This window comes from Spirosoma oryzae (genome assembly GCF_003002825.1).
Classification (GTDB): Bacteria; Bacteroidota; Bacteroidia; order Cytophagales; family Spirosomataceae; genus Spirosoma; species Spirosoma oryzae.
Window position 1 is genome coordinate 229,865 of sequence record NZ_PVTE01000004.1, and the last position, 22,340, is coordinate 252,204.

The window sequence follows — 22,340 nt, forward strand, 5'->3', positions numbered from 1 at the left end:
CAAAAACTGTAAACCGGAATTCGCACTATAACCCGGAATTAATTATGGTTGCCAATCCCGTTCGTTTATTCATCGATACGATCCATTTTACAGACAATGAATAGAACCGGCTTTTCTCACTTCTTCGACTTGTTTTCGCAGCGTGTCACCCGAGCGACCGGTTCATCGACCGCTTTTTTGCTGGCTCTGGCCACCGTCCTCATCTGGATCGTAACCGGGCCGATTTTTCACTACTCCGATACCTGGCAACTGGTTATCAACACGGGGACAACCATCGTGACCTTTCTGATGGTCTTTCTAATCCAGAAGTCACAGAACAAAGACTCGATGGCTATGCAGATCAAGCTGAACGAGTTGATCGCCGTTAATCGAAAAGCCAGCAATCGGCTGCTGAACGTGGAAGACCTCAGCGAAAAAGAACTTCGGGAACTACACGAGTTTTTCGGCCGACTGGCCGATAAGGCCAAGCAGGAAAACAACTTATCGGAGTCTCACTCAGCCGAAGAAGCCGAAGAGATTCACGTCGAGAAGCTGGAGGAAAAACACCGGCGCAGGCAGGATAAAAAAATGGCCCGCACCACAGGCTAAGCCCGCCCGAGCAGATCCTGCCTATTTTTACACGATGAATCGTTTCTTGTTGCTTTTTTGTCTCCTGACAGGAGCAAATGCGTGGGCTCAACAGCCGGGGGGTATCCATTTTTTTTCGGGATCGTGGCAACAGGTGCTGGCCGAAGCCAGGCGGCAGCATAAACCCATCTTTCTGGATGTCTACGCGCACTGGTGCCCACCCTGCCAGCGAATGGCCCGCGAAGCCCTGCCCAACTCGCTGGTCGGGGCGGCTTACAACGATCGATTTATCAACTATCAGCTCGACGCGGAGACTGGTGAAGGGGCAACGCTGGCCCGTCAGTACGGCATTGCGAGCTACCCCACGGCTTTATTTCTAACACCCGACGGGCAGGTAGTCCACCGGGGCGTTGGCTACGGCGGCATCAACGGCATGGTGCAGCAGGCAGACCTGGTACTGCGCATGTCGCCTATGCGCCGGGCACTCCGCAAACGCCCTGCTCCGCTACCTGACGATACCCTGCGCACCTTACGCTAATCACCTTGCCGATAGGCATCATGCAAGTCGAAAGTGCTATTTTAGTCCCATGATTCATCCTATTTCCAAGATTGGCCTTTTGGGTCTTTTATTCATCAGCCTGCTGACAGGCTGCCAATCGAATGACGTTCCCTGTGACGGATCATCCGTTACGACGAAAGCGCCCGACGCAGAAGTGACTACGCTGAAGCAGTACATTACCACGAACAACATACAGGCAACCGCCGATCCGCGCGGCTTCTATTACACCATTCAGTCGCCCGGCACTGGTCAGAAGCCTACCGTTTGCTCGAATGTTACGGTCAAATACGTGGGTAAACTCACCAACGGACAGCAGTTCGACAGCAGTAACGGGATCAGCTTCGGGTTGGGGGAACTGGTCGTAGGCTGGCAGGAAGGAATTCCCCTCATCGCGCCCGGCGGTAAAATCACGCTTTATCTGCCACCTAGTCTGGCCTATGGGGCGCGCGAAGTACCTGGTATTCCCGCCAACTCCATTCTCGTCTTTGATATTGATCTGGTCAAGATCAACTAGTCCAATTCCTCTTCAGGCAATCTACCGGCTCGATGCGTGTCGGCTACCAGGTCATAGTCCTGTAGCCGACACGCATCGAGCCGTTTCATATCTTCTCTGCTCTATCAAAAAACGTTGTTTCCCGTCCGATCTGACACTACTGTAACATACAGCTTCAGCCGATACCGAATTAAGTATAAGTACCATACACGCACCAGTAAAACACCGATCAATAAATACTCCTTCGCACGTCTATAGTTCGTCCCTATCTTTGCTATAGTAGTACTAATTCATTTCAAAACATGACTTTTTCAGCAAATAATTCATCTACTTTCCCAACGCTCAGTCAGTAACTTATACCGGCACCAAGCGTATTTTCCCAATCTAATTACCCTGTAGACAGCTACGTTGCATTCTCGCCTGGTTGTCTGCGGCAACTTCACCAGACGGTTCTCTCCCGGCCGTATCTATTCCTGACTGCGTTACCCCAGCACTCTACAGGTGTCTTCTTACAGCTAGTCAACAACTTGTCATTTCTACTCAACGCCCCCCTGACGTTTCTCATTTTTTAGTTAGCAAAACCAAGTAAAGTCTATGCAAATCAATTTTACGGGAAGGGCAGCACTACTGTCGGCGTTGTTGAGTATCAGTGCGACCCTCAGTAGGGCGCAAACCACTTTTTTTGAACCGCTGTCGTCGGCGCAGGCACGCGTTGCCATCCCGGTTCTGCCGGGGCTACGTTCGTTTACGCCCTACCGGCTCAAAACAGCCGAGCTTCGCAGCTACCTGCGCAAAGCCCCGCTTGAATTTCAGCGGGCTGGCACACCATTGCCAATGGCCATCCCGCTACCTGACGGTACGACGGAAACATTTGCCCTGTATGAATCGCCCGTCCTTGCGCCAGCCGTGGCGGCCAAACACCCGGACATAAAAACGTATACGGGTAAAGGCACAGCGCACCCGGCCTACACCATTCGGCTCAGCTTTACGAGCAGCGGCTTCGACGCCATCATTCTGGGTGTCTCCAACGACGCGGTGTATTACACCAAAACGTCGGCCAACCCAGCCGACCAACTCTACGCGACGTATTTCGCCCGCGATGCAAAGAAGGAGGCAACCGCGCAGCCATTTGGCTCCGTTGGTACGGGTAAATGCGGTACAACAACACCCGCCGTTGATGTAAAGTCAGGTGATAATGGCGCTCGGGTACGGGCTGTCGAAAACAATACCGGCACGACGCTGCGCACCTTCCGCCTGGCCCTGGCCGCGACGAAAGAGTTTACCAAGGCTAAGGGAAACGGCGATGTCAACGCAGCCTTTAACGCAATCGTTGGTTATGTCAACCGAATGAACGCTGTGTACCGCCGGGAGTTGAGTGTTGCGTTTACACTGGTGAGCGGAACCAATACCATATTCACCGAAACTGCGGATCTGGGTTATAATAACAGCAGTACGTCGCAGCTGTCAAGCAGAAATCAGGTGGTCATCGACAGTATCATCAAGGATGCGAATTACGATGTCGGGCACGTCGTTGGGGCAACGACATCGAACGGAGCTTCGGCAGGTGGTATTGCCGCGTCGCCGTCTGCCTGTCAGACTGGTAGCAAGGCCTCTGGCTCTACCGTTATGGGCGATATTTCCATTTTTCCGGCCGTTTTCGACGATCAGACACTCAGTCACGAAATTGGCCACCAATTTGGCATGTCCCATACGTTCAACAGCACTGTGCCCGTTTGTACGACTCGTGAAGCCAAAACATCTGTTGAGCCCGGTGCAGGTACGACCATCATGAGTTACGGTTATACCTGCGAAAACAAGGATCAGAGTAAAGGTACTGTTGGTGACGATGACTATGAGAGCAATTTTTTAGATGCCAGCAAGCCGGTAGGTTACCTGCCCATTCTGAACTTCCACACGGTCAGTTACGAACAGGCAGCCAAATACATCAGCACGCTGAGCTGCTTCACCTCGACGGCGCTCGATAACCAGGTTCCGACGATCACGAAATTCCCAACCAATGTAACGATCCCCAAATCGACGCCTTTTGCGCTAACCGGTGAAGCAACCGATGCCAACACAGCCGATGTGCTCAGCTACTCCTGGGAAGGCACCGACGTTGGTCAGGAAACACCCGATGGCACGACGCTTGCCAACACCGCAAAGCCTCCTTTCTTCCGAAGCTATGCCCCCACCAACACGGGCACCCGGCTATTTCCCCGGCTGTCGGCCATTCTGGACGGTACGAATTACGCTAAAGGAGACAAACTCCCCTCGGTGGGCGTTGCGACAAACCTGCGCATGACCGTTCGCGACAATGCCGGTGGGGTGACGTATCAGCTGGTAACGGTGACTGTCGACGGTAATTCAGGACCATTCCTGGAAACAACCAACCTGTCGGGCTCCTACCCCGGCGGGTCATCGCAAACCATTACCTGGAGCGTCAACAACACGGACATGGCACCTGTCAACTGCGCAACAGTCGACATTCTGCTCTCCACCGACGGTGGACAGACGTTCCCGACGACGCTGCTGACCGGCACGCCCAACGACGGAACCGAGCCGGTAACCCTTCCATCGGTACTAACCGACAAGGCCCGTATCAAGATTGTCAGCAGTACCGGTGTTTTCTTCGACATTTCGAACGCCAACTTTACCATTACGGCACCAGCGCCACCGATTGTTAAAATCACGGCACCTGACCCAATCGCATCGGAGAGCAATAAAAGTGGTGGCCGGAAGGCGGCTCCGGGTGCCCGGGCAGGCGCGGTCGATCCGGGTATGCTCCGGTTTGAACGCAGTAACTCGGTCGGTACGCTGGTGGTCAACTACAAGATCGGTGGTACAGCCACGCCAGGCGAAGACTTTGCTACGCTGCCTACGTCTGTCACCTTCACCGATGGGCAGTCGGTCATAACGGAAGAACTTGACCCTATCGACAACAACGAAGACGGCGAGGGTGACGAAACGGCCGTATTCACGCTAACCGACGGCGACGATTACGACCTCGATCCGACCGAAGAAGTCGCCACGATCGTGATCAAAGAAAACAACAGTAACTCGGTATTCTCCATCGTCGGTGTAACGAAACCAAGCTGTACAACGTTGTCGGCCACCGAACGCCAGCTGACCTTTGGCCCCCGTTACGAGGGTCTGACAGGCAAGCCTGTTCGGTTTGGCGTGGTCAACGAACTCGCATCGACTACGGCATCAGGGCCCTACGTACTGAGACTATACACGGATAACCCGGTAATTACGCTTAAAGCGACGCAGCAGGGCACCGAAAACGAAGCCAGCTTTGCGTATAACTGGCTGGCCAATTGTACAACGACCACCCCTCCGCCCACGCAGCAGCCATCGTCGCTGGCTATCACGGGTGTAACAACGGTCAGCTGTCTAACCGTAACCACAACGCAACGGCAGCTTCAGTTTACACCCCAATACAGTGGGTCGAACAGTCAGCCCATTAGCTTTTCGGTTGTCAATGAGATGCCAGCTACCACAGCTGTCGGTCCTTACACGCTCACGATGTTCACCGATAATCCAACGATTGTGCTACAGGCGGCACAGGGTACGGCAACCAGTAGTTTTAGTTATAACTGGCTGGCTAACTGCACTAACACGACACCAGTCGTGCAGCCGACAGCACTTGCGATTACCGGGGTGACTATGAAGGATTGCCAGACCCTATCGGCCTCTAAGCGGGAGGTTACCCTTCTTCCCCAGTATACGGGCGGATCAGAGCAGCCAATAACCTTCCAGGTTGTCAACGAGACGCTACCGACGACCGACGCCGGTCCTTACTCGCTTATGCTGTACACCGACAATCCGGTCGTCACGCTCAAAGCCACGCAAAACGGCACCGAAGCCCGCTTTGTCTACAACTGGCTGGCTAACTGCACTAGCACGACACCAGTCGTGCAGCCGACAGCACTTGCGATTACCGGGGTGACCATGAAGGATTGCCAGGCGCTGTCGGCCTCCAAGCGGGAGGTTACCCTTCTTCCCCAGTACACGGGCGGGTCGGAGCAGCCAATAACCTTCCAGGTTGTCAACGAGACGCTACCGACGACCGACGCCGGTCCTTACTCACTTATGCTGTACACCGACAATCCGGTCATTACGCTCAAAGCCACGCAAAACGGCACCGAAACCCGCTTTGTCTACAACTGGCTGGCGAACTGCCAGTCGCCTTCCCGGATCGGTACCAGCGAGTCACCAGCAACTTTACAGGTTCAACTGCTTGGCAACCCCGCCCGCAACGGTCGATTGAGCGTTCAGGTATCGGGGGCTACCGGCCAGGCGCTGAATCTGTCGCTAATCGATGCGCAGGGTAAGCAGATCGATGCTCATCAGGTTGAACAGGCCGATTCGCAGGAACAGCATACCTTCGACCTAAGCCGTCAGTCGACAGGTACGTTGCTACTCCGGGCGGCTACCGCCACGCAGTCCCAGACGGTTCGGGTCATAAAAGCCGACTAGAACACGTGTCGATACCAACGCAAAAGCACCCTTCGATTGAGGGGTGCTTTTGCGTTGTGACGGAACTACTGAAATTGTCAAACTGTACATTCTATAAGTAGCTGTATAGATGTCGGTACTTATAAGCGTACGAGATTAACCACCTCACTTAGACAGATAATATTACTATACGTCCTTACCATTATGTCTGATAAACCACTGACCCAAGTACAACCTGAGCATAAAGGCCTGGCGTTTTTATTGACGAAATCATATAAAGAGGGTATGTCTGCGGAAGCACTTTACGAGGCAACCCGTGGCGTTTGGAAAAACGTACCGAAAGATGATGCTTCTCTACTATATGCTTTTCCAACCTGCAAGGGTATTGTTAAGGAAGTCTACGAAATTGATAAGTGGGTCGAGGCAGGTACACAACAGTATGAAACCCGGTCTTTTTCAGAGTCTCACCTGACAAACCGGTGGGAATTCGTTGGCCGTGTCGCTTCTGATGCTGTCCGTGACTTATATCTGGGAAAGAAAATCGCCATGGAAAGGAGCTACGGAGCCCCCTTTATGAAAGTTGGTTGTTGACCGTTCTTTTAAAACCCTACTTTTTTGTGTTCCTCCCGCTCCCCGGAAACGGTTTGTTCGTCGAGGTTGAAAATGTCAGCCAGGGTCATGGGCTCGGTAGTGCGGTGATCCAGACCGAGCTGGGCGAGCAACGTATTCGCTTTACCAGCCGTCAGCTTACCGAAGGCGTAATCGACCATCAGCCGGCCTTTGCGCATGAGCGCCTTGTCGAGCAGGTGTTTGCTGGCGTTGAATGTAGCAATCACCTGAATGTGCATACAGTCTGCCAGCAGCCCATCGGTCAGGTTCAGAATGTTCGAAACACTGTTGGTATCTCCGCCCGCTTCCCGCGACTGCAGAATCCGTTCAGCATCCTCGATAATCAGCACTGAATCTTTGTTCTCAAGCAGAAACGGAATGATTTCGGGCGACGTCAGGTAGTTGGTCATGTACGGCGGCAGAATCAGCATATCCTTCCTGACCAGCGAACTCAGATGCTTGATATAGGTAGTTTTGCCAGTACCCGGTTCACCATGCAGGAGAATCAGGCCTTTGCTTTTGGGCTGACCCAGCAACCCGACCAACCGTTCGTGAACGGGCAGAAAATCGTCGTTGTAATGCAGGGCCAGATCGATTTCCGGCGGTTTTATTTCGACCCGCTCGGTATGCAACCCGCCCAGTCCGCTCTGAATCAGATATATGTGCGTCTGATTGTCTTCATGGGTGTACTTGTGGGTGTGCAGTTCCTCAAGTAGTGTTTTCACCGATGCCTCATCACGGTACAGGCCGTACAGCCGGAAAAAGCGTTCACCGACAAATTCAGCTTTGAGCAGCACCCCGTCTTCATGCTGGTAAACGCGCTCGACCGAATACCATCCCTCTTCCGTTGCCCGCGTCGATTGGTTGATCTGTTGGAAACCACGACTGTCGAACAACTCGCGCGCCGATGGCTTGAAGTCTTCGTGAAAATGCAGGTAGTTGGGATACGATCCGAACGTTTGAACAAAATGCGGAGCCAGGGGAAACTCCCGATCCAGATCACTGGGAATGTACAAACCTTGAATAGCAGGCAAATTCGGCATAGAATGGGTAGCCCGCAGGTAACGAAGCGGATCGGCGTGCGCGCTGTCGTCGTACGGCATTAGGAGAACGGGTTCAGTTTCCCGAAGGTACTACCGGATACTTTACAGTCGACGGTCACGGAGCAAAGTTGTTGGTCGATCAACATACATCGCTATTCATCTCCCAGGCGTCAGTAGGAAAAACGAAGCGCGTTGGGCGAAAAGCGCAGCATAATCTCGTGGACACTGCTTTCGTTGTACTGCATTGCGTTCGGACTCTCGGGCGTACGGGAGTAAAACTGATAGCCCAGCCGAACGGCCGAACTGATCTGGTATTCGGCCAGTAACTGCACGTAGTTCGTCTGAATCAGGCCGGGGCTATTTTGCCGGTACGACACCCCCAGTCCCAGTTGTTCGGCAAACCACAGACGCGCGTTCAGGTCGACACCCAACGGACGATCGGCGATTTTAGAGATAAGTACGGAAGGAATCAGTACGGCTGTTTCGCTGATCGGAAACTGGTAGCCGGCCTGCACCATCAGCGGGCGAACGGCCGGATAAAGCGTCAGTCCGGCAATGCTGGGTTCGCGCGAGACCAGTTCGGGCGCGGAAACTCCCGCGAAGAACCGATCGGCCCGGTAATAAACGCCTACACCAAGACTCCCCACCGCCCGGTTGATGTTGGCCGCACTCGTCTGGTCATAGATCGGCAGTACGTTGACCCCACCCGACAAGCCGATTGACAGGTGCGAGAGCGCGGGTAAGTTGAACCGATAGGCTACACTCCCCAGTACACCCGTTGCGGCAAACAGGCCCATCCGATCGTTGAAGGCCTGAAAGCCCAGCCCGACTCGTCCGTTGTTCACAGCCCCGTCCATCGACACTGCCTGCGACACGGGTACATTCCGGGCGTTAAACCATTTTCGGCGAAGGAATGCCGACAGGTGAAAACTCTCCCGACTCCCCGCATAGGCTGGATTGATGCTGAGGTTGTTGACCAGATACTGCGAATACAGCATTTCCCGCTGCGCCTGTACCGACCCCGCCAGGCCACACACGATACCAACCACAACCAACCACCTGTTTCGCATAGTATCTAGTAAGTCTAACCGGCAACGTAGTAGCACGATCAGTGAATGCCCGGTTGCTACACCGCCTACCGGCCGAACGAAGGTACACGATTAACGGCAGATCGTTAGTTCAGTTCGAGAATCTTGAATTCGGTACGACGGTTCTCCTGGTATTCTTCCTCGGTACAGGTAACGCCATCGACACACTTGTTGACCGGATCGCTTTCACCGAATCCTTTGGCGACCATGCGCTTTGCATCGATACCCTTCAACCGCAGATACCGAACGACAGCTTTTGCCCGTTTGTCCGACAGTGTCATATTGTATGAAGCTGAAGCCCGGCTATCCGTATGCGACCGTAATTCGATACGCATACTTGGGTAACGATTCATCAGCTCGACCATTTTATCGAGTTCGCGAGCCGCATCCGGACGAATGTTGGCTTTGTTACGATCGTAATAGATATTATCGATTCGAACTACGTCGCCTTTCTGAAACATCAACAGATCCGTGTCGCCCTTCCCATCTTTCGTTATGAAACTACCGGCGGTACCCATCCCTTCCTTTTTGGCTTCAAGCCGGTAGGCGCAGCCGGGCATAGCCACGAAACTGTACAGTCCGTTATCCGCCGAAACAGCCTCCTGCCGCGATTTATCGCATTCGTTGATAAGAATCACCGTAGCGCCAACAACGGGTTCGCGGCCTTTCTGAGTCAGTACACGACCATTGATCGCCAGTTCCGTTGTCGTAGCAACGACCGGTTTCATCAGCGGAATATCGAGTCGTACCGGCTGGTTATCGACCAAATTTTTGCTTGAGAAGCCTATGTGATTTTCCAGATAGCCCGCGTGGTTGGTAAGAAACTGCACATCACTATTGTTGTCGAGGCAGAAACGTAGCAGTCCTTTTTCATCCGTTTTCAGCAGTTTTCCGTTCAGCGTATCCGGCCCCGTCACCCGTACGGTCACGTCCGGCAATGGCATACGCGACTGCGCATCAAAGACAATCAGCGTTAGTTCGCGGCACGGATACACCGGCCCCTGCCGCGTAAACCGGTAGATATCGTCGTCGGCCCCACCATTTTTACGATTACTGCTGAAATAACCACTGTTCCGCTGCCCGTCGGTCGTAATGCCAAAATCATCGCCGGAAGAATTGATCGGTTCGCCCAGGTTACTGATCTTGTATCCTTTCATTCCGTCGGGCGACAGTTGTGCGGCAAAAATGTCGAGCTTACCCAACCCCTCATGCCCATCCGATGCCAGATAGAGTGTGCCACGCTCATCGATAAACGGGAATAGTTCATTCCCTTTCGAATTGACGTCGGCTCCCAGGTTGACCGGCTCAGACCAGTTTTTGTCTTTCCAGAATGACACGTATATATCACTGCCACCAAACCCTCCCGGTCGGTCGGACGCAAAATACAATCGCTTGTTATCGGCGGAAAGCGCCGGGTGACCCGTCGAAAACTCATCGCTGTTGAACGGCAGTTCAGTAGCCTCACTCCAGGTACCGTTGACCTGCGTTGCCGTGTACAGCTTGAGTTTATTGACGCCATCCGTGCTGCGCCGGGCATGCCCTTCATTGTAGTTGTTACGCGTGAAGATAATCCGGCTACCATCGCTGGTGAACGTGGCCGGCCCTTCGTGGTAACGGGTATTAAGCGATTTACCAAACCGTTCCGTTTCGCTGACGGGTACATCGCCATAGCCCAGGCCAGCTGCGATATTGTTACCACCATAGAAGCCCACCGTACGGGAATCGTTGGCCGTCGCGGCTGTGTACGCGTCCCGACCTAGCGGGCGTCGAAGAAATGAGCCGGTTCCGCGCGACCCAGTCGATTGTCCCGTCTTTATGTCGGGTTGATAGTATAAATCCAGTAATCGTTTCCCACCCAGAAAACCGCCCTTTTTAGCGGTAGTCACGTAGACGAGACCGTCGCCATACGGAACGGGACTAAATTCTGGCTGACGTGTGTTAAGCTTGAGAAATTCGAGCGTATAGGCGCTTTCATTCCGGCTGTCAGCCGCCTTGTGCAGTTCCGACAGTACGGAGTCGCCCGACGGTTTACCCTGTGTTGCTTCGTAGCGACTGTACGCCTTTTGAGCCGCTTCGTATTTACCGTTACTGGCCAATGCCTGCGCGAAGTACAGATAATGCTGCGACAGGTCAGCCGGTAGCTCACCATTGACCAGCAGATTGCTGTACGCTCGCTCGGCATTCTTCATGTCATTCAGTTGCCGGTAGCTATAAGCTAGTTGAACCAGCGCGGAACGCCGTTGGGCTTCGGTCAGACTGTTGGTTTTACCGAGCGCTTCCTCGTAGAGTTCAGCCGCTTTGGAAAACGAGAGTCGGTCGAACTGCCGGTCGGCCTGACTAAGAATAGACTGCACCTGTCCAAGCGCCATCCGGCCCCAGAGCAGTACGACTAGCAATAGGAGACGATCCATAGATTTCAATTGGTGGGTCAAAAAAAAGTACGCGTGGCTCATGAATTGAGCTAGCGTACTTTCAGAATAAGCAAATACTGCGCCGTTTTTTTAGAAGTAGCGGGGCGTCAGAATCCGGTTTTTGCCGAAGCCAAACTCGTAGCGGAGCATGATTTCGTGCGAGTTCGGCGCGATATCACCCAGTCGGTTCATCGTCCGATCATAGGCATAGCCGAAACGCAGTTGATCCGTCACCTGTACCTCCAGCATACCGACAATGGCATCCGTGGTATAGTTTGTCCATTCGGCAAACTGATTTCGGCGAACCGATGCACCGATGGCGATCCGGTCGGCAAACCAGATGTTGATATTTCCATCAAAACCCAGCGGTGCGCCCTCAGCGTATTTAACCAGTGTCGATGGTTTGATTTTGATTTGTGGACTAACTCCAATGACGAAGCCGGCCGTCAGATACGCCTGCCGACGCTGTTGCGGCCGAAGGCCAGCCGCAGGTGCTGAATAATCGCTCAGCCGGTTCTTGATCAGCCGGGGTACCGACAGGCCGATATAGCCCCGGTCATTGCTGAAATACAGCCCCGTACCGAAGTTGGGCAGTATTTTCGAAATGTCATTGGCGAAGGCCGGATCACTGGCCCCTGTACCATCCGGCGACAAGCGCACCTGCGTCAGGTTAGCGCGAAAACTCGACGCTCCCCCCTGTAAACCCAGCGCCAGCGTCGATTTTTGACCAACTTTAATTCGGAACGCGTACGACAGAAAGCCACCAGCCTCTTCCGTAACCCCCAACCGGTCCCCGAACAGTTGCAACCCCAGTCCAACACGCTCGCGATTGATAGGCATGTCCATCGTGAACGTAGCCGTCTGCGGAGCCCCTTCGACACCAGTCCATTGCGTCCGGTACAGGGCCGACATGCTCAGTACGTCACGGCTACCGGCATAAGCCGGGTTCAGGGCCAGCATATTGAACATATACTGGGAGAACATCTTATCCTGTTGAGCCTGCACCGAGTGGCTACCGATGCCCAGCATCACCACTAGTCCTGCCAGCCATTTTTTCGTAGACATATGCATTCGTATCGTTTATAGTTTATGGTTTGCCGTTCGTGGTCGTTATCCGCAGCCAAGCTACGAACCACAAACCACGAACGACAAACAGCGTGTCTAGCGGTAAATCGTCATGTATCGCACAAACCGGCGACCGTCGCTGGTCCGCACGATGTAGTAGTACGTTCCGTCTGGCAACCCTTTGTCACCGTCGAGCAGGATACCCGTGTTCGCCGTTCCATCCCAGTCGTTCTGGTAGTTATCGTTTTTGTAAACCACATGGCCCCAGCGGTTGTACACTTCCAGACTGATCGTTAGGCCAGTAGCACCACGGATAACAAACCGATCGTTGACACCGTCACCGTTTGGCGAGAACCCTTCCGGTATGAAGAACGACGAGTTGGTCGGCGACAACGTGATCGGTGTTGGCTGACTTTCGTTGCTATCGCCCGGATTGTTGTTGCCATTTACATCAGGCACCAACCCATTCGTCGACCGGTCAGACACAACACCGCTCTGTGCCACAGCAGTACCGTAGGCCGAGTTCGGGAACGTCGCTGTCGTTGCCGTGGTCACCGTTACGTTTATCACGAATCGGATCGTGTCGACCTTACCGACTGCCAGCGTACTCGTGCTATCACCCAGGACGAGGTACGGCGACGCGTTACCATCGAAGTCGGAGTTCAGTTTCAGCGCGCTACCCGTCGAGGTTGTGAACGGTCCACGTACGATGCGGTAAACGGCCCCTGTCTGCGTGTTGAATACGTTCGACAGTGTATCGACAACCGAGACCCGACGCAATACTTCGTTGCCGAAGTTCCGGACAACAATCGAGTACGTTACGTTGTAGCTACCATCTGCCTGCCGTGCGGTATCGGTAACCGCCTTCGCCAGTCCAATGTGTGGGCTACCGACGTAAGGTCCGATTACGACCGGCGTCGGTTGACTGTCGTCACGCGGATCGAGGTTGTTGTTCGGATCGTCATTCGTACCCGCAGCCGACGTATCGGTAACCGCTACGTTATTCGCCAGACCACTACCGATTGCCCGGTTGTAGAAGCGTGTCGAATCCGTACTACGAACATCAACACGCACCACGAAGCTAACGCTGCGGCTGGTACCGACTGGCAGTGTGCTGAGCGAATCGATCAGCAGGCTGGTGTTGCGGCCCTGACCGGTATAAGCCGGGTTGACCGTTAAACCGGCATCCGCCGTGAGCGACACCTGGTTGCTGACAATCAATACACCGTTACCAAATGTCTGCGACAGGTTGTCGACCACCTGCACTTTGTTCAGTGCTACACCACCCCGGTTGACGAGCTTGATCGTGTACGGTACGTCGTAGATACCCGACTGCACCTCCACGGGTGTACCAACGGCTTTGGCAACCCCGAGCACACCGCCGGTCAGGTCGAAGCGTACGGGCGTTGGTGTCGTACCCAGCGGGTTCGGATCAAAGCCATTGTTCGAGATGTCGTACACACGCACGGAGTCTGCGGTAGCACCTGAGCCCGTAATGCTGGTATAGAATATACCGTTGATCCCATTCGGCCGGACGTTGATGACGTACGTAATCGTGTCCTGTTCACCAGCGGCCAGCGTACTGGTGCCATAGAGCAGGTTCAGATTCGTTGTACCGTTGTACACACCGTTTGGCACCAGATTACTACCGGTTCGTACGGTTGGCGACCCCACGATCGACGCTACCGTCGGCGATGGGAAGGCTTTCGCTAAAGTATCCGTCAGCGTAACACCATAGAGCGTCCTATTTCCGAAGTTTTTCAGCGTTGCCCGGTACGTTACGTTGTAGCTACCGTCCTGCTTGTCGACTACGTTGATTACCGCGAGGGCGACACCCAAGGCAGGCTGTTGCTGACGCGTTGTATCGATACGGAATACGGTGAAGCTGGTATTGTTCAGCGGATTGCGATCGCCGTCAGGATCAGGGTTGCTACCGTCCGTTGACAGTTCCAGCGTACGCATACCACGGGCGATACCGCTGGCGATGTTACGATAGGTCATCGTCGTATCACCTTTTCGGCGTATCACCGTCACGTCGAGTATAAACGTCTGCGATCGACCCGGCGCAATGTAACTACTCGTTGAGTCGAAGAGCGACGACGTGTTACCCCCACCCGTGTACGACGGTTGATAGACCAGCGTGAAGTTGGGGTCGATCGTTTCGAATTTCACCGCTTTGACTCGTGCCGATGCGAAAGCGAAGGCCAGATCATCCGTAATCTGTACGTTCCGCAGGGTGTCACCACCGAAGTTCGTAGCGACGAATCGGTAGCGCACGTTCAGGGTCGTGTCTCCGACCAGCGTTGGCGTACCCACAACGGCCTTGGCCAGACCCAGCACGCTCGTACCACTACCCGGTGTCGATATTACCGTGTCGCGGACCGTAACGCTCGACGTATTGTTGCTCAGGTTACTGTCGCGCTCGTCTACGTAGGTAATATCAGCCCGGTTGACGATGGCGCCTTTGCCAATGACCGACACAGGAATCACAATGCTGCGGGATGCACCACCGATCAGGCTATCGATACGGGCCGTTACGACACCATTGCTAACCGAGTAACTGGTTGCTGTTGTCGACTGAACCTGCACCGTTGTCGGTAGTATGTCACGTACACTGATGTTGTGCGCTGTCCGCTGACTGTTGTTTGTCACACGCAGGGTGTACGAGATCGCATCGCCCACTTTCGCGACGGTTTTGTCAGCCGTTTTCACAAGTGCCAGTTCAACAGGCAGGGTATCACCCTGGCAACGAACAATGTTCACAACGACTGGCGCACCGCTGCTGACGCAACCCGTACTATTTCGCAGGAAGACATAGTACGTTCCAGCGCCTACCGAGTCAGGGCGCAGCACTCGGGCCGACGTAACAGCAGCTCCCGTGCGATACTCGTAGCTGCTACCCGCTGGTGCGGTCGTGCTCAGCGCGGTGTTCAGATTAGCAATCAGAGCCGGGCAGTTGTTGCGGATGTCGTTGACAATCGGCGTCGCAAGCGGAGCCGACACGCTAACCTGCGTCGCGGCAGAAACCGGCGAGCTACAACCGTTGGCGTCGAACGTCTGTACCGTGTACTGACCCGTGGTCTTCACAACGATACTTTTCGAAACAGCCCGGTTGCTCCACAGATAACCCGATGCTCCATCAGGTGCCGTCAGCGTTATCGAATCACCCGAGCAGAAGGCCAACGGTCCACTCGCCACAATGGTTGGCGTTGTCTTCGGTCCTTCAATCGTCAGGATCATGTTATCGGTCACCACGGGGCACGTAGCGCTAACCGCACTTGCGGAGAGCGTCAGGGTCACTTTTCCAACCAGGATATCCTCTACGCTGGCCGTGTAGATCGCGTTTGCCGAGAATGGATTATCGAAGGTACCATTCCCCGTTGACGTCCAGTACAGTTTACCGGCGGTGCCAACGACGCTGCCTTGTAAGCGATACGACTTGGCACCACAGACAACGGCATCTGGGCCGGCATTGATCGTAAGCAGGGTAGCCGGATCGCAGGTCGTTGTCGACCCGCAGGTTGTGATCTGCACGCGAATTATGGCGGGATCGCTGTAGCAGCCGCCAGCAGCTTTCTCCACAACATAATACGTTCCCGTACCGACAGCCGCGCTGTTGGCGACGAGTGCCGTACTGCTCAGTGTCGGGCTGGTGTAGAACTCAAACGAACCACCGTTTGTCGATACAGCACTGATTACAGCCGTGCGCAGGTCGACGACAGTAGCCGGACAGTTGTTGCTCTTGTCGGCGACCTGTGGCTGCGTTGGTTTCGCCAACACAGTCACCGTCTGAACAGCCGATGCTGGACTCTGACAGCTAGCCGACGTTCGGCAGATAGCCGAATACGTCGTACTACTCGTTGGCGTCACGGTAATACTGGTACCTGTCAGTTGATTCGACCAAACAATCGTTGACCCGTCTGGGCACCCCTGCGCGGTCAATACAACGGTAGCCCCAGCACACACGGTCGGGTTTGACGCACCGTTAGCCAGTACCGTCGGTGCTACAGTCGCGCCCACCGTAATTGGCGTAAAGGCTGACCAGCCGCTTTCGCAGCTACCAACTACGCACTTCACGCGGTATGATGTGCTCGTCGTCGGTGCAGCTGTGAGGACGCTGCCCGTCGTCTGTCCATCCGACCACACCAGCGTGCCACCGGTACAGCCGGTTGCTGTCAGCGATACAGTTTCACCCAGACAGATCGTCGTTTTCGTACCAACGATAGACGGAATACCCTGCGGACTACCGACCACAACGTTGATCGGTTGTGATGGGCTGCTGGTACAACCATTGAGTGTACAGGTTGCCGTCAGCGAGAAGCTGCTGGCAGGCGTCCGGGTAATCGATGCACCTACCGTATTATCCGACCATGTAACCGTGCCACCGTCGCAGCCTTGTGCCGTCAGCGTTATAGGCGATCCGGCGCAGGTCGTCAGTGACGTCGACGCGCTCAGTACCGGTGCCGGCGTATACGTAACCGCTATGCTGGCCCCCGTCAGATCAACGTCGGCACACACGCTTCGGTCAGCAATCAGTTTGCTAACGTCCGCAATCGTTGTCAGCCCCGTTTTGATCAGATTGATATCGAGGTAATTTTTTGACGAGGGTCGACCATCGTACACCAGCGTATTGATGGTATAGCCTGCCGATTGAGCCGCGACAGTAAAGGCGGCCGCCGGGCTGAGCTGAGCGATGGTCTTGTTCGCCCCAGTCGTCAACAGGTACAGCACCGAGTAGTCGTCGGTATGCACCAGCCCCCCGTTAACCACAGCAGCGACTACCGCCCCATTCGCATCGGCGCAGACTGTTGCAGCTTTCGCCAGTAATGTACCGGCACGGGCCGTACAGCTACTCTGGTTAACCGTAATGCCCGCCGAAGCCGCGCTCACGCAGTTGCCAATTTTACACTGTGCATAGTACGTCTGTGTACCCTCTGGCTTGACGACGATCGATGCACCGGTATTGGACCCGTCGATACCCGCTGCTGACCAGACGATGTCGCCCGAGCAGCCAGTCGCGGTCAACGTTACCGTACCACCCGCCACTACCGTTGTTGACGATGCCGAAATGGTCGGTGGTGTTGGCTGGCTAACAGTTACCAGGAACTCGGTCGAGTTGGCGCTACGGCAGCTTCCGTTCTGGCAGTATACAGTGTAATTCGTGTTTACCGTCGGTGATACAACGATGCTGGCTGTATTGTCGCCCGTACTCCAGACTGGTGTACCTGCGCAGCCACTAGCCGTCAGCGTTACGGAGTTACCCGGACAGATTGTAGACGTGTTGGCCGCGATTGTCGGTGCTGCTGTCGACGTTGTCGTGATGGTTATCGTGTTCGACCGGCCGCTGGCGCAGTTGGTTCCGACGCGACAAACGGCGTAGTACTGTGTGCTGGCGGCCGTTGCGCTAACTGACACTGTTGCGCCGGTTTGTCCATCCGACCAGACAACGGTACCCGTACAACCAGTCGCTGTCAGCGTTACCGAGCCACCGCTACAGGTAGCCGTGGTCGAAGCCGCGATGGTTGGTGGCGTACCCGTTGTGGTAACCGTTACCCGCAGCCTGTTGGAAGCTGTGCTTTGACAGGTACCAATCTGGCAAGTCGCATAGTATTCCCGTGTTTCGGTAGGCATGATATTGATACTCGCGCCTATCGCATCGGTACCTGTCCAGCGTACCGTGCCGTTACATCCTTCTGCCGTCAGTGTCAGACGCTCACCGCTACACAGCAGCAGTTTGTCTGCTTTCACGATTGGCGTGGTTGGCGACACCACCGTGATCTGCTTGGCAACCGAAGTAGCGCTCAGGCAATCCCGGAACTTACACTGCGCCGTATAGCTGATTGTCGATGTTGGCGTTACGGTGATGCTGGCACCGGTTTGCCCATTGCTCCATAGTACTGTACCCTCGCAACCATTAGCCGTCAGGGTTACCTTCCCACCCGAGCAGGTCGAATCCGTACTGGCTACCAGCGTCGGTACAGCAGGTGTCGTTACACGGATGGTCAGCGCATCCGATACCGGGCTTACGCAGGCTCCGTTCTTACAGTAGACTGTGTAGGTATTGTTGCCGGTCGTGGGCGATACGGTAATCTGGCCCGTCGTCGCCGTCGTGTTGCTCCACATCGGCGTACCGGTGCATCCGTTGACCGTCAGGGTTACCTGCTCGCCGGGGCAAACGACCGATGTGCTCGCAACGATCGTCGGTTTGGCCGGTGTCTCGGTCACGTCGATTACGGTCGAAGTAGCTGCGCTTACGCAGGCACCTATCCGACACTGTACGGTGTATGTCGTGCGGCTTGACGGACTAACAACGATCGACGCGCCCGTTTCTGATCCGGTCGACCACTGGTACGTGCCACCCGTACAGCCCGAAGCCGTCAGCGTAACCTGACCACCTGGGCAAACACTGGTTGCACTAGGGGTGAGTGTTGGAGCCTGTAGATCGCGTACGGTTATACTTACCGCGTTGGACGCCCCACTGGCGCAAGCAGCACTTTGTACACAGATTGCCGTGTAGGTTGTGTTGACCGTTGGTATAACAGACACCACAGGACCGGTTTGCCCGTCCGACCAGCGGATCGTTCCAGTCGTGCAGCCTGTTGCCGTCAGCGTCGCCGGACTTCCTTTGCAAATGTCACTGATGCTGCTGGCGATGGTTGGTGCCTGAGCCGTACAGCCGTTCACCTGAATATCAACGCGCGAGGTATCGTTACCACCCAATGCCAGGTCGTTGTCCGGACTTTGCACCACGGCGGTGTTCCGAACCGAACCCGTACCAACGATCGTCGCCTGAATGGTCAGGCTGCGTTGCGCACCAGCGGTAAGCGAGCCTACTGTCCAGACACCCGATCCGGCGTTGTAGTCGCTGGCAGGATTAGCACTAACAAACGACAGGCTGGCGGGCAGTTTGTCCAGTACCGTTACGCTGCTGGCCGTGGATTTGCCCGCGTTACTGACCGTAATCGCGTAAGACACGGTCTGGCCCAGCGAGTAGGAACCGGGCGTCGTGATTTGCTTGGCCACCACCAGATCGGTTTTGCACTTGTTGATTGTCAGCACCAGCGACGACGTACCGGCCACACACACACCCGCCCCGTCAGGATCATTGGTCGTAGCGCTAATCACGACTGACGCATTATTGACATCAACAGCCGATGGGGTGAACGTAGTGGTCAGACTAGTCGGGTTGCTGAACGTACCCGTGCCGTTCGATGACCAGGTTACGCTGGTTGCGGAACCTGACAGACTGGCGACAAGCGTAACAGGATTTGCTCCGCAGCTTGTCTGCGCCGGACCGGCATTGACACCGGCCAGCGTCTGGCAACCACAATCAACGACGACCGCCGTCAGCGTGGCCGGACTGCTGTAGCAACCCGACGCTGATTTGGCAAACACGTAGTACGTACCGGCATTGGCAGTCGTCAGGTTGCCAACCAGTGTACCGGCTGCACGCGTCGCGCTGGTATACCATTCGTAGTTCAGGCTGGCATCGCTGTTCGAGATCGTTGCCGTCGTCAGGTTGACGGTTGTGGCGGGACACGTATTCCGAACCGTATTGTTAGCCAGCACAGGTGCTGTCACTGTCGTTACGTTAACCGTCGCTGACTGTAGCGGGCTAACGCAACCATCGGCCGTGCGGGCCGACACATAATAGATCGTTGTCTGCGCCGGTGCTACTGTTACCGATGTGCCACTGCTAACCGTCGCGAACGGCTGGCTACTGGTGGTTGACGTGTACCAGTTGACAGTCGCACCCGATATTGATGTCGACGCAACCAGACTTGCCGTTCCACCGGGACAGACGGGCACTACGCTGGCCAGCGTCAGACCGAGGTTGGCCGGGCAAAGCGGCTTGACGCCGGCGTTGATCGAAGTCAGCACCTGACCCGGTGTCAACGTGAAGCTGGTCGTACGGCCCGTTACAGGATCGGCATCACTGTCAGTAGCTGAATTACCCTGTTGATAGAGCGTCAGCCCGTACCCCTTCGCCCGCAGTCCCGTTGTATCGAAGACCATGTAGTACCCAATACCGGGTTGCAGTCCCGCAAACTGAACGGCACCGTTTACATCGGTTGTCAGACTTTGTACCGGTGATGACTGACCATTCTGGTAGAGTTTTACGGTCACGCCGGGCAGTATACCTTCGCCAGCGTCTCGCTGTCCGTTGCTGTTTCCGTCGATGAAAACAAGGCTGCTGATGGTCGCCGGTTTCGGTACGAACCCAGCACTGATTGTCGTATTCACTTGACCTGCCGTCAGGCTGAACGGAGCCGTTTCCCCATTCGGACCAGCATCGCTGTCGAGTGCAGTATTCGTCGTGGCACCGGGTTTGGTTACGACGTACCCGCGTGCTCCCAAACCGGTCGTATCAAACTTGACGTAGTAGCCTGACCCGGCTGCGATACCCGTAAAGCTATACGCACCGCTAGCCGTGGTAGTAGTAGTCGCAATCTGCGTTACACCAGCCGTAGTACTCTGAAATAGCGTAACGACAATACCCGGCATACCGCCGTCTTCTGACTCACGAATACCGTTTCCGTTTGCATCAACGAACGCGATACCGCCGAGCGTAGCCGTTGGTACGACCTTGGGAATAAACCCGGCATTGACGGTCATGTTGTCGCGCCCCGGATCACCTGCACCCTTTTCGGTATCAATCGTATATAAACCAGTGAATCCATCGGCCCCGGCCACGCTACCCATTGCCGTACCGGTTGGTGCCTGCTGCGTGTATTGCATCCCACCGGGTGCGCTGAACCGGACTTTGTAGGTACCACTACGCAGACTATTGAACAGGTACTTACCCCCATTGGCCGATACAGTCGAGTCGAGTTTGGTCGTTCCGGTCTGATCGTAGAGGTAGACCTTGACGCCATCAAGACCCGTATCGCCCGCGTTGAAGATGCCGTCTTTGTTATTATCGACGAATACAAAGTTACCCAGACTACCATATGGCCCCTGGATTACTTCGATATCACAGCAGTTGGATGAGGGGCATCCGTTGTTGAACGTAACAAAGCGATACGTTCCCGGACTTTTGATTGTCAGAGACGAATCGCTGTTAACAACGGCGGAGTCGGCCGGAACGGTCAGTACGTCTACGTTATTACGGTACCAGACGATCTTATGATAGCCCGAGGGTACAACAACGGTGAATTCATCGCCCCGATAGAGTTCGATCGGAACGGAGAAACAGACCCCCTCATAGTCGTCCTCGTAGAGTTGACTGTTATTCGGCGTCGAATCCAGATCAGCCTGATCAACGGCCATCACCTGCGCAATGTTGAACCAGACTCCCCGCTGTAATACTGTCGCTTTCAGCGTCAGCACGGCGGAGTCGCCGGAAGCCAGGGTGCCTACGGTCCAGTTTCCGGTCGCCGGATCGTAGCTACCGCTGCCACGTGTTACGATCGCTGACGAAGGCAGGTAGGCAACTCCACCATCAGGCAGTTGATTTTTCACCACGACCCCCGTTGCCGTCGACAGACTGGGCGCGTTACTGACCACGACCGTGTAGGTTACCACGTCGCCCAGGGCCGGTTTCGACTTGTCGAGCTGCGTGTGAACACTAAGGTCAACCGTTGCCTGCGCGTAGCCCGCCACACTCAGACCCAGTAGCCCCAGCACCAGTATCCCTGCCTGAATCGAACCGATTACCAGCCGTCGTGTGGGAAGAAGCGTTGTAAACCAACGCAGAAGCCAGGCCACCAATGCCCGGCCCATCGCCATCATACGTGTATCGCCGATCAACCGACCATGAGCCGCATCGGTCGGTCGGGGAGTGGTTGGCGCGTATAGTCTGTTCAGTAAACCTGGTTCATTCATCGATTCTGGAAAGCGAGTGGTGGGTATCGTCTTGACATTGAGCGACCGTTTATTCGCCGATGGGCCCCTGGGCGGAGCACCGTCAACAACAAATGGCCTGACAATGCAGGGAGTTCGTTTTGTATGGATATGCGTTTTGTCTGCCTGCCGGGCAATGGTATTCCAGCAGGCTATAGGGCGTAGCGTACAGTTTACTCTCATTGAAAACCTGGGTAACCTGTC

At 55.0% G+C, this 22,340-nt stretch carries 10 protein-coding genes; 5 read left to right on the forward strand and 5 right to left on the reverse strand.

Annotated features, from left to right (window positions below):
* The first annotated feature begins 96 nt into the window (after positions 1-96).
* The 5 genes from CLV58_RS06210 to CLV58_RS06230 all read left to right on the forward strand — a co-directional run bounded on the left by CLV58_RS06210 (position 97) and on the right by CLV58_RS06230 (position 6,668).
* Entirely contained in the window at positions 97-588 is a 492-nt protein-coding gene (locus CLV58_RS06210; protein WP_106136916.1) for a low affinity iron permease family protein, read from the forward strand.
* Between the two features lie 34 nt (positions 589-622).
* Positions 623-1,105 carry a thioredoxin family protein gene (locus tag CLV58_RS06215; protein WP_106136917.1) on the forward strand — a complete coding sequence of 161 codons (483 nt, stop codon included), beginning with the start codon at positions 623-625 and terminating at the stop codon, positions 1,103-1,105.
* Between the two features lie 49 nt (positions 1,106-1,154).
* Positions 1,155-1,640: an FKBP-type peptidyl-prolyl cis-trans isomerase gene (locus CLV58_RS06220; RefSeq protein WP_106136918.1), complete on the forward strand. Its 486-nt coding sequence runs from the start codon at positions 1,155-1,157 to the stop codon at positions 1,638-1,640.
* 573 nt (positions 1,641-2,213) lie between these two features.
* Positions 2,214-6,098: a M12 family metallo-peptidase gene (locus tag CLV58_RS06225; RefSeq protein ID WP_106136919.1), complete on the forward strand. Its 3,885-nt coding sequence runs from the start codon at positions 2,214-2,216 to the stop codon at positions 6,096-6,098.
* A 183-nt stretch (positions 6,099-6,281) separates the two neighbouring features.
* Positions 6,282-6,668, forward strand: a complete 387-nt coding sequence (locus CLV58_RS06230) for a hypothetical protein (RefSeq protein ID WP_106136920.1) — start codon at positions 6,282-6,284, stop codon at positions 6,666-6,668.
* A gap of 8 nt (positions 6,669-6,676) precedes the next feature.
* On the opposite strand, the gene CLV58_RS06235 is transcribed toward CLV58_RS06230, so the two are convergent.
* The 5 genes from CLV58_RS06235 to CLV58_RS06255 form a co-directional block, all read right to left on the reverse strand.
* Complete coding sequence (locus CLV58_RS06235; RefSeq protein ID WP_106136921.1) at positions 6,677-7,789, reverse strand: AAA family ATPase; 1,113 nt, start codon at positions 7,787-7,789, stop codon at positions 6,677-6,679.
* Between the two features lie 110 nt (positions 7,790-7,899).
* The gene (locus tag CLV58_RS06240; RefSeq protein ID WP_106136922.1) at positions 7,900-8,799 is read right to left on the reverse strand and encodes a PorP/SprF family type IX secretion system membrane protein; all 900 of its coding nucleotides are present in this window, start codon (positions 8,797-8,799) and stop codon (positions 7,900-7,902) included.
* Positions 8,800-8,903: 104 nt separating this feature from the next.
* Positions 8,904-11,228 (reverse strand): OmpA family protein, encoded by a 2,325-nt coding sequence (locus tag CLV58_RS06245; RefSeq protein WP_106136923.1) that lies wholly within the window; start codon positions 11,226-11,228, stop codon positions 8,904-8,906.
* A 90-nt stretch (positions 11,229-11,318) separates the two neighbouring features.
* On the reverse strand, positions 11,319-12,293 hold the full coding sequence (locus CLV58_RS06250) for a PorP/SprF family type IX secretion system membrane protein (protein WP_106136924.1): 975 nt from the start codon (positions 12,291-12,293) through the stop codon (positions 11,319-11,321).
* A gap of 96 nt (positions 12,294-12,389) precedes the next feature.
* A complete protein-coding gene (locus CLV58_RS06255; protein WP_106136925.1) occupies positions 12,390-22,319 on the reverse strand; it encodes an SdrD B-like domain-containing protein in 9,930 nt (3,309 codons plus the stop codon).
* Positions 22,320-22,340 lie beyond the last annotated feature (21 nt).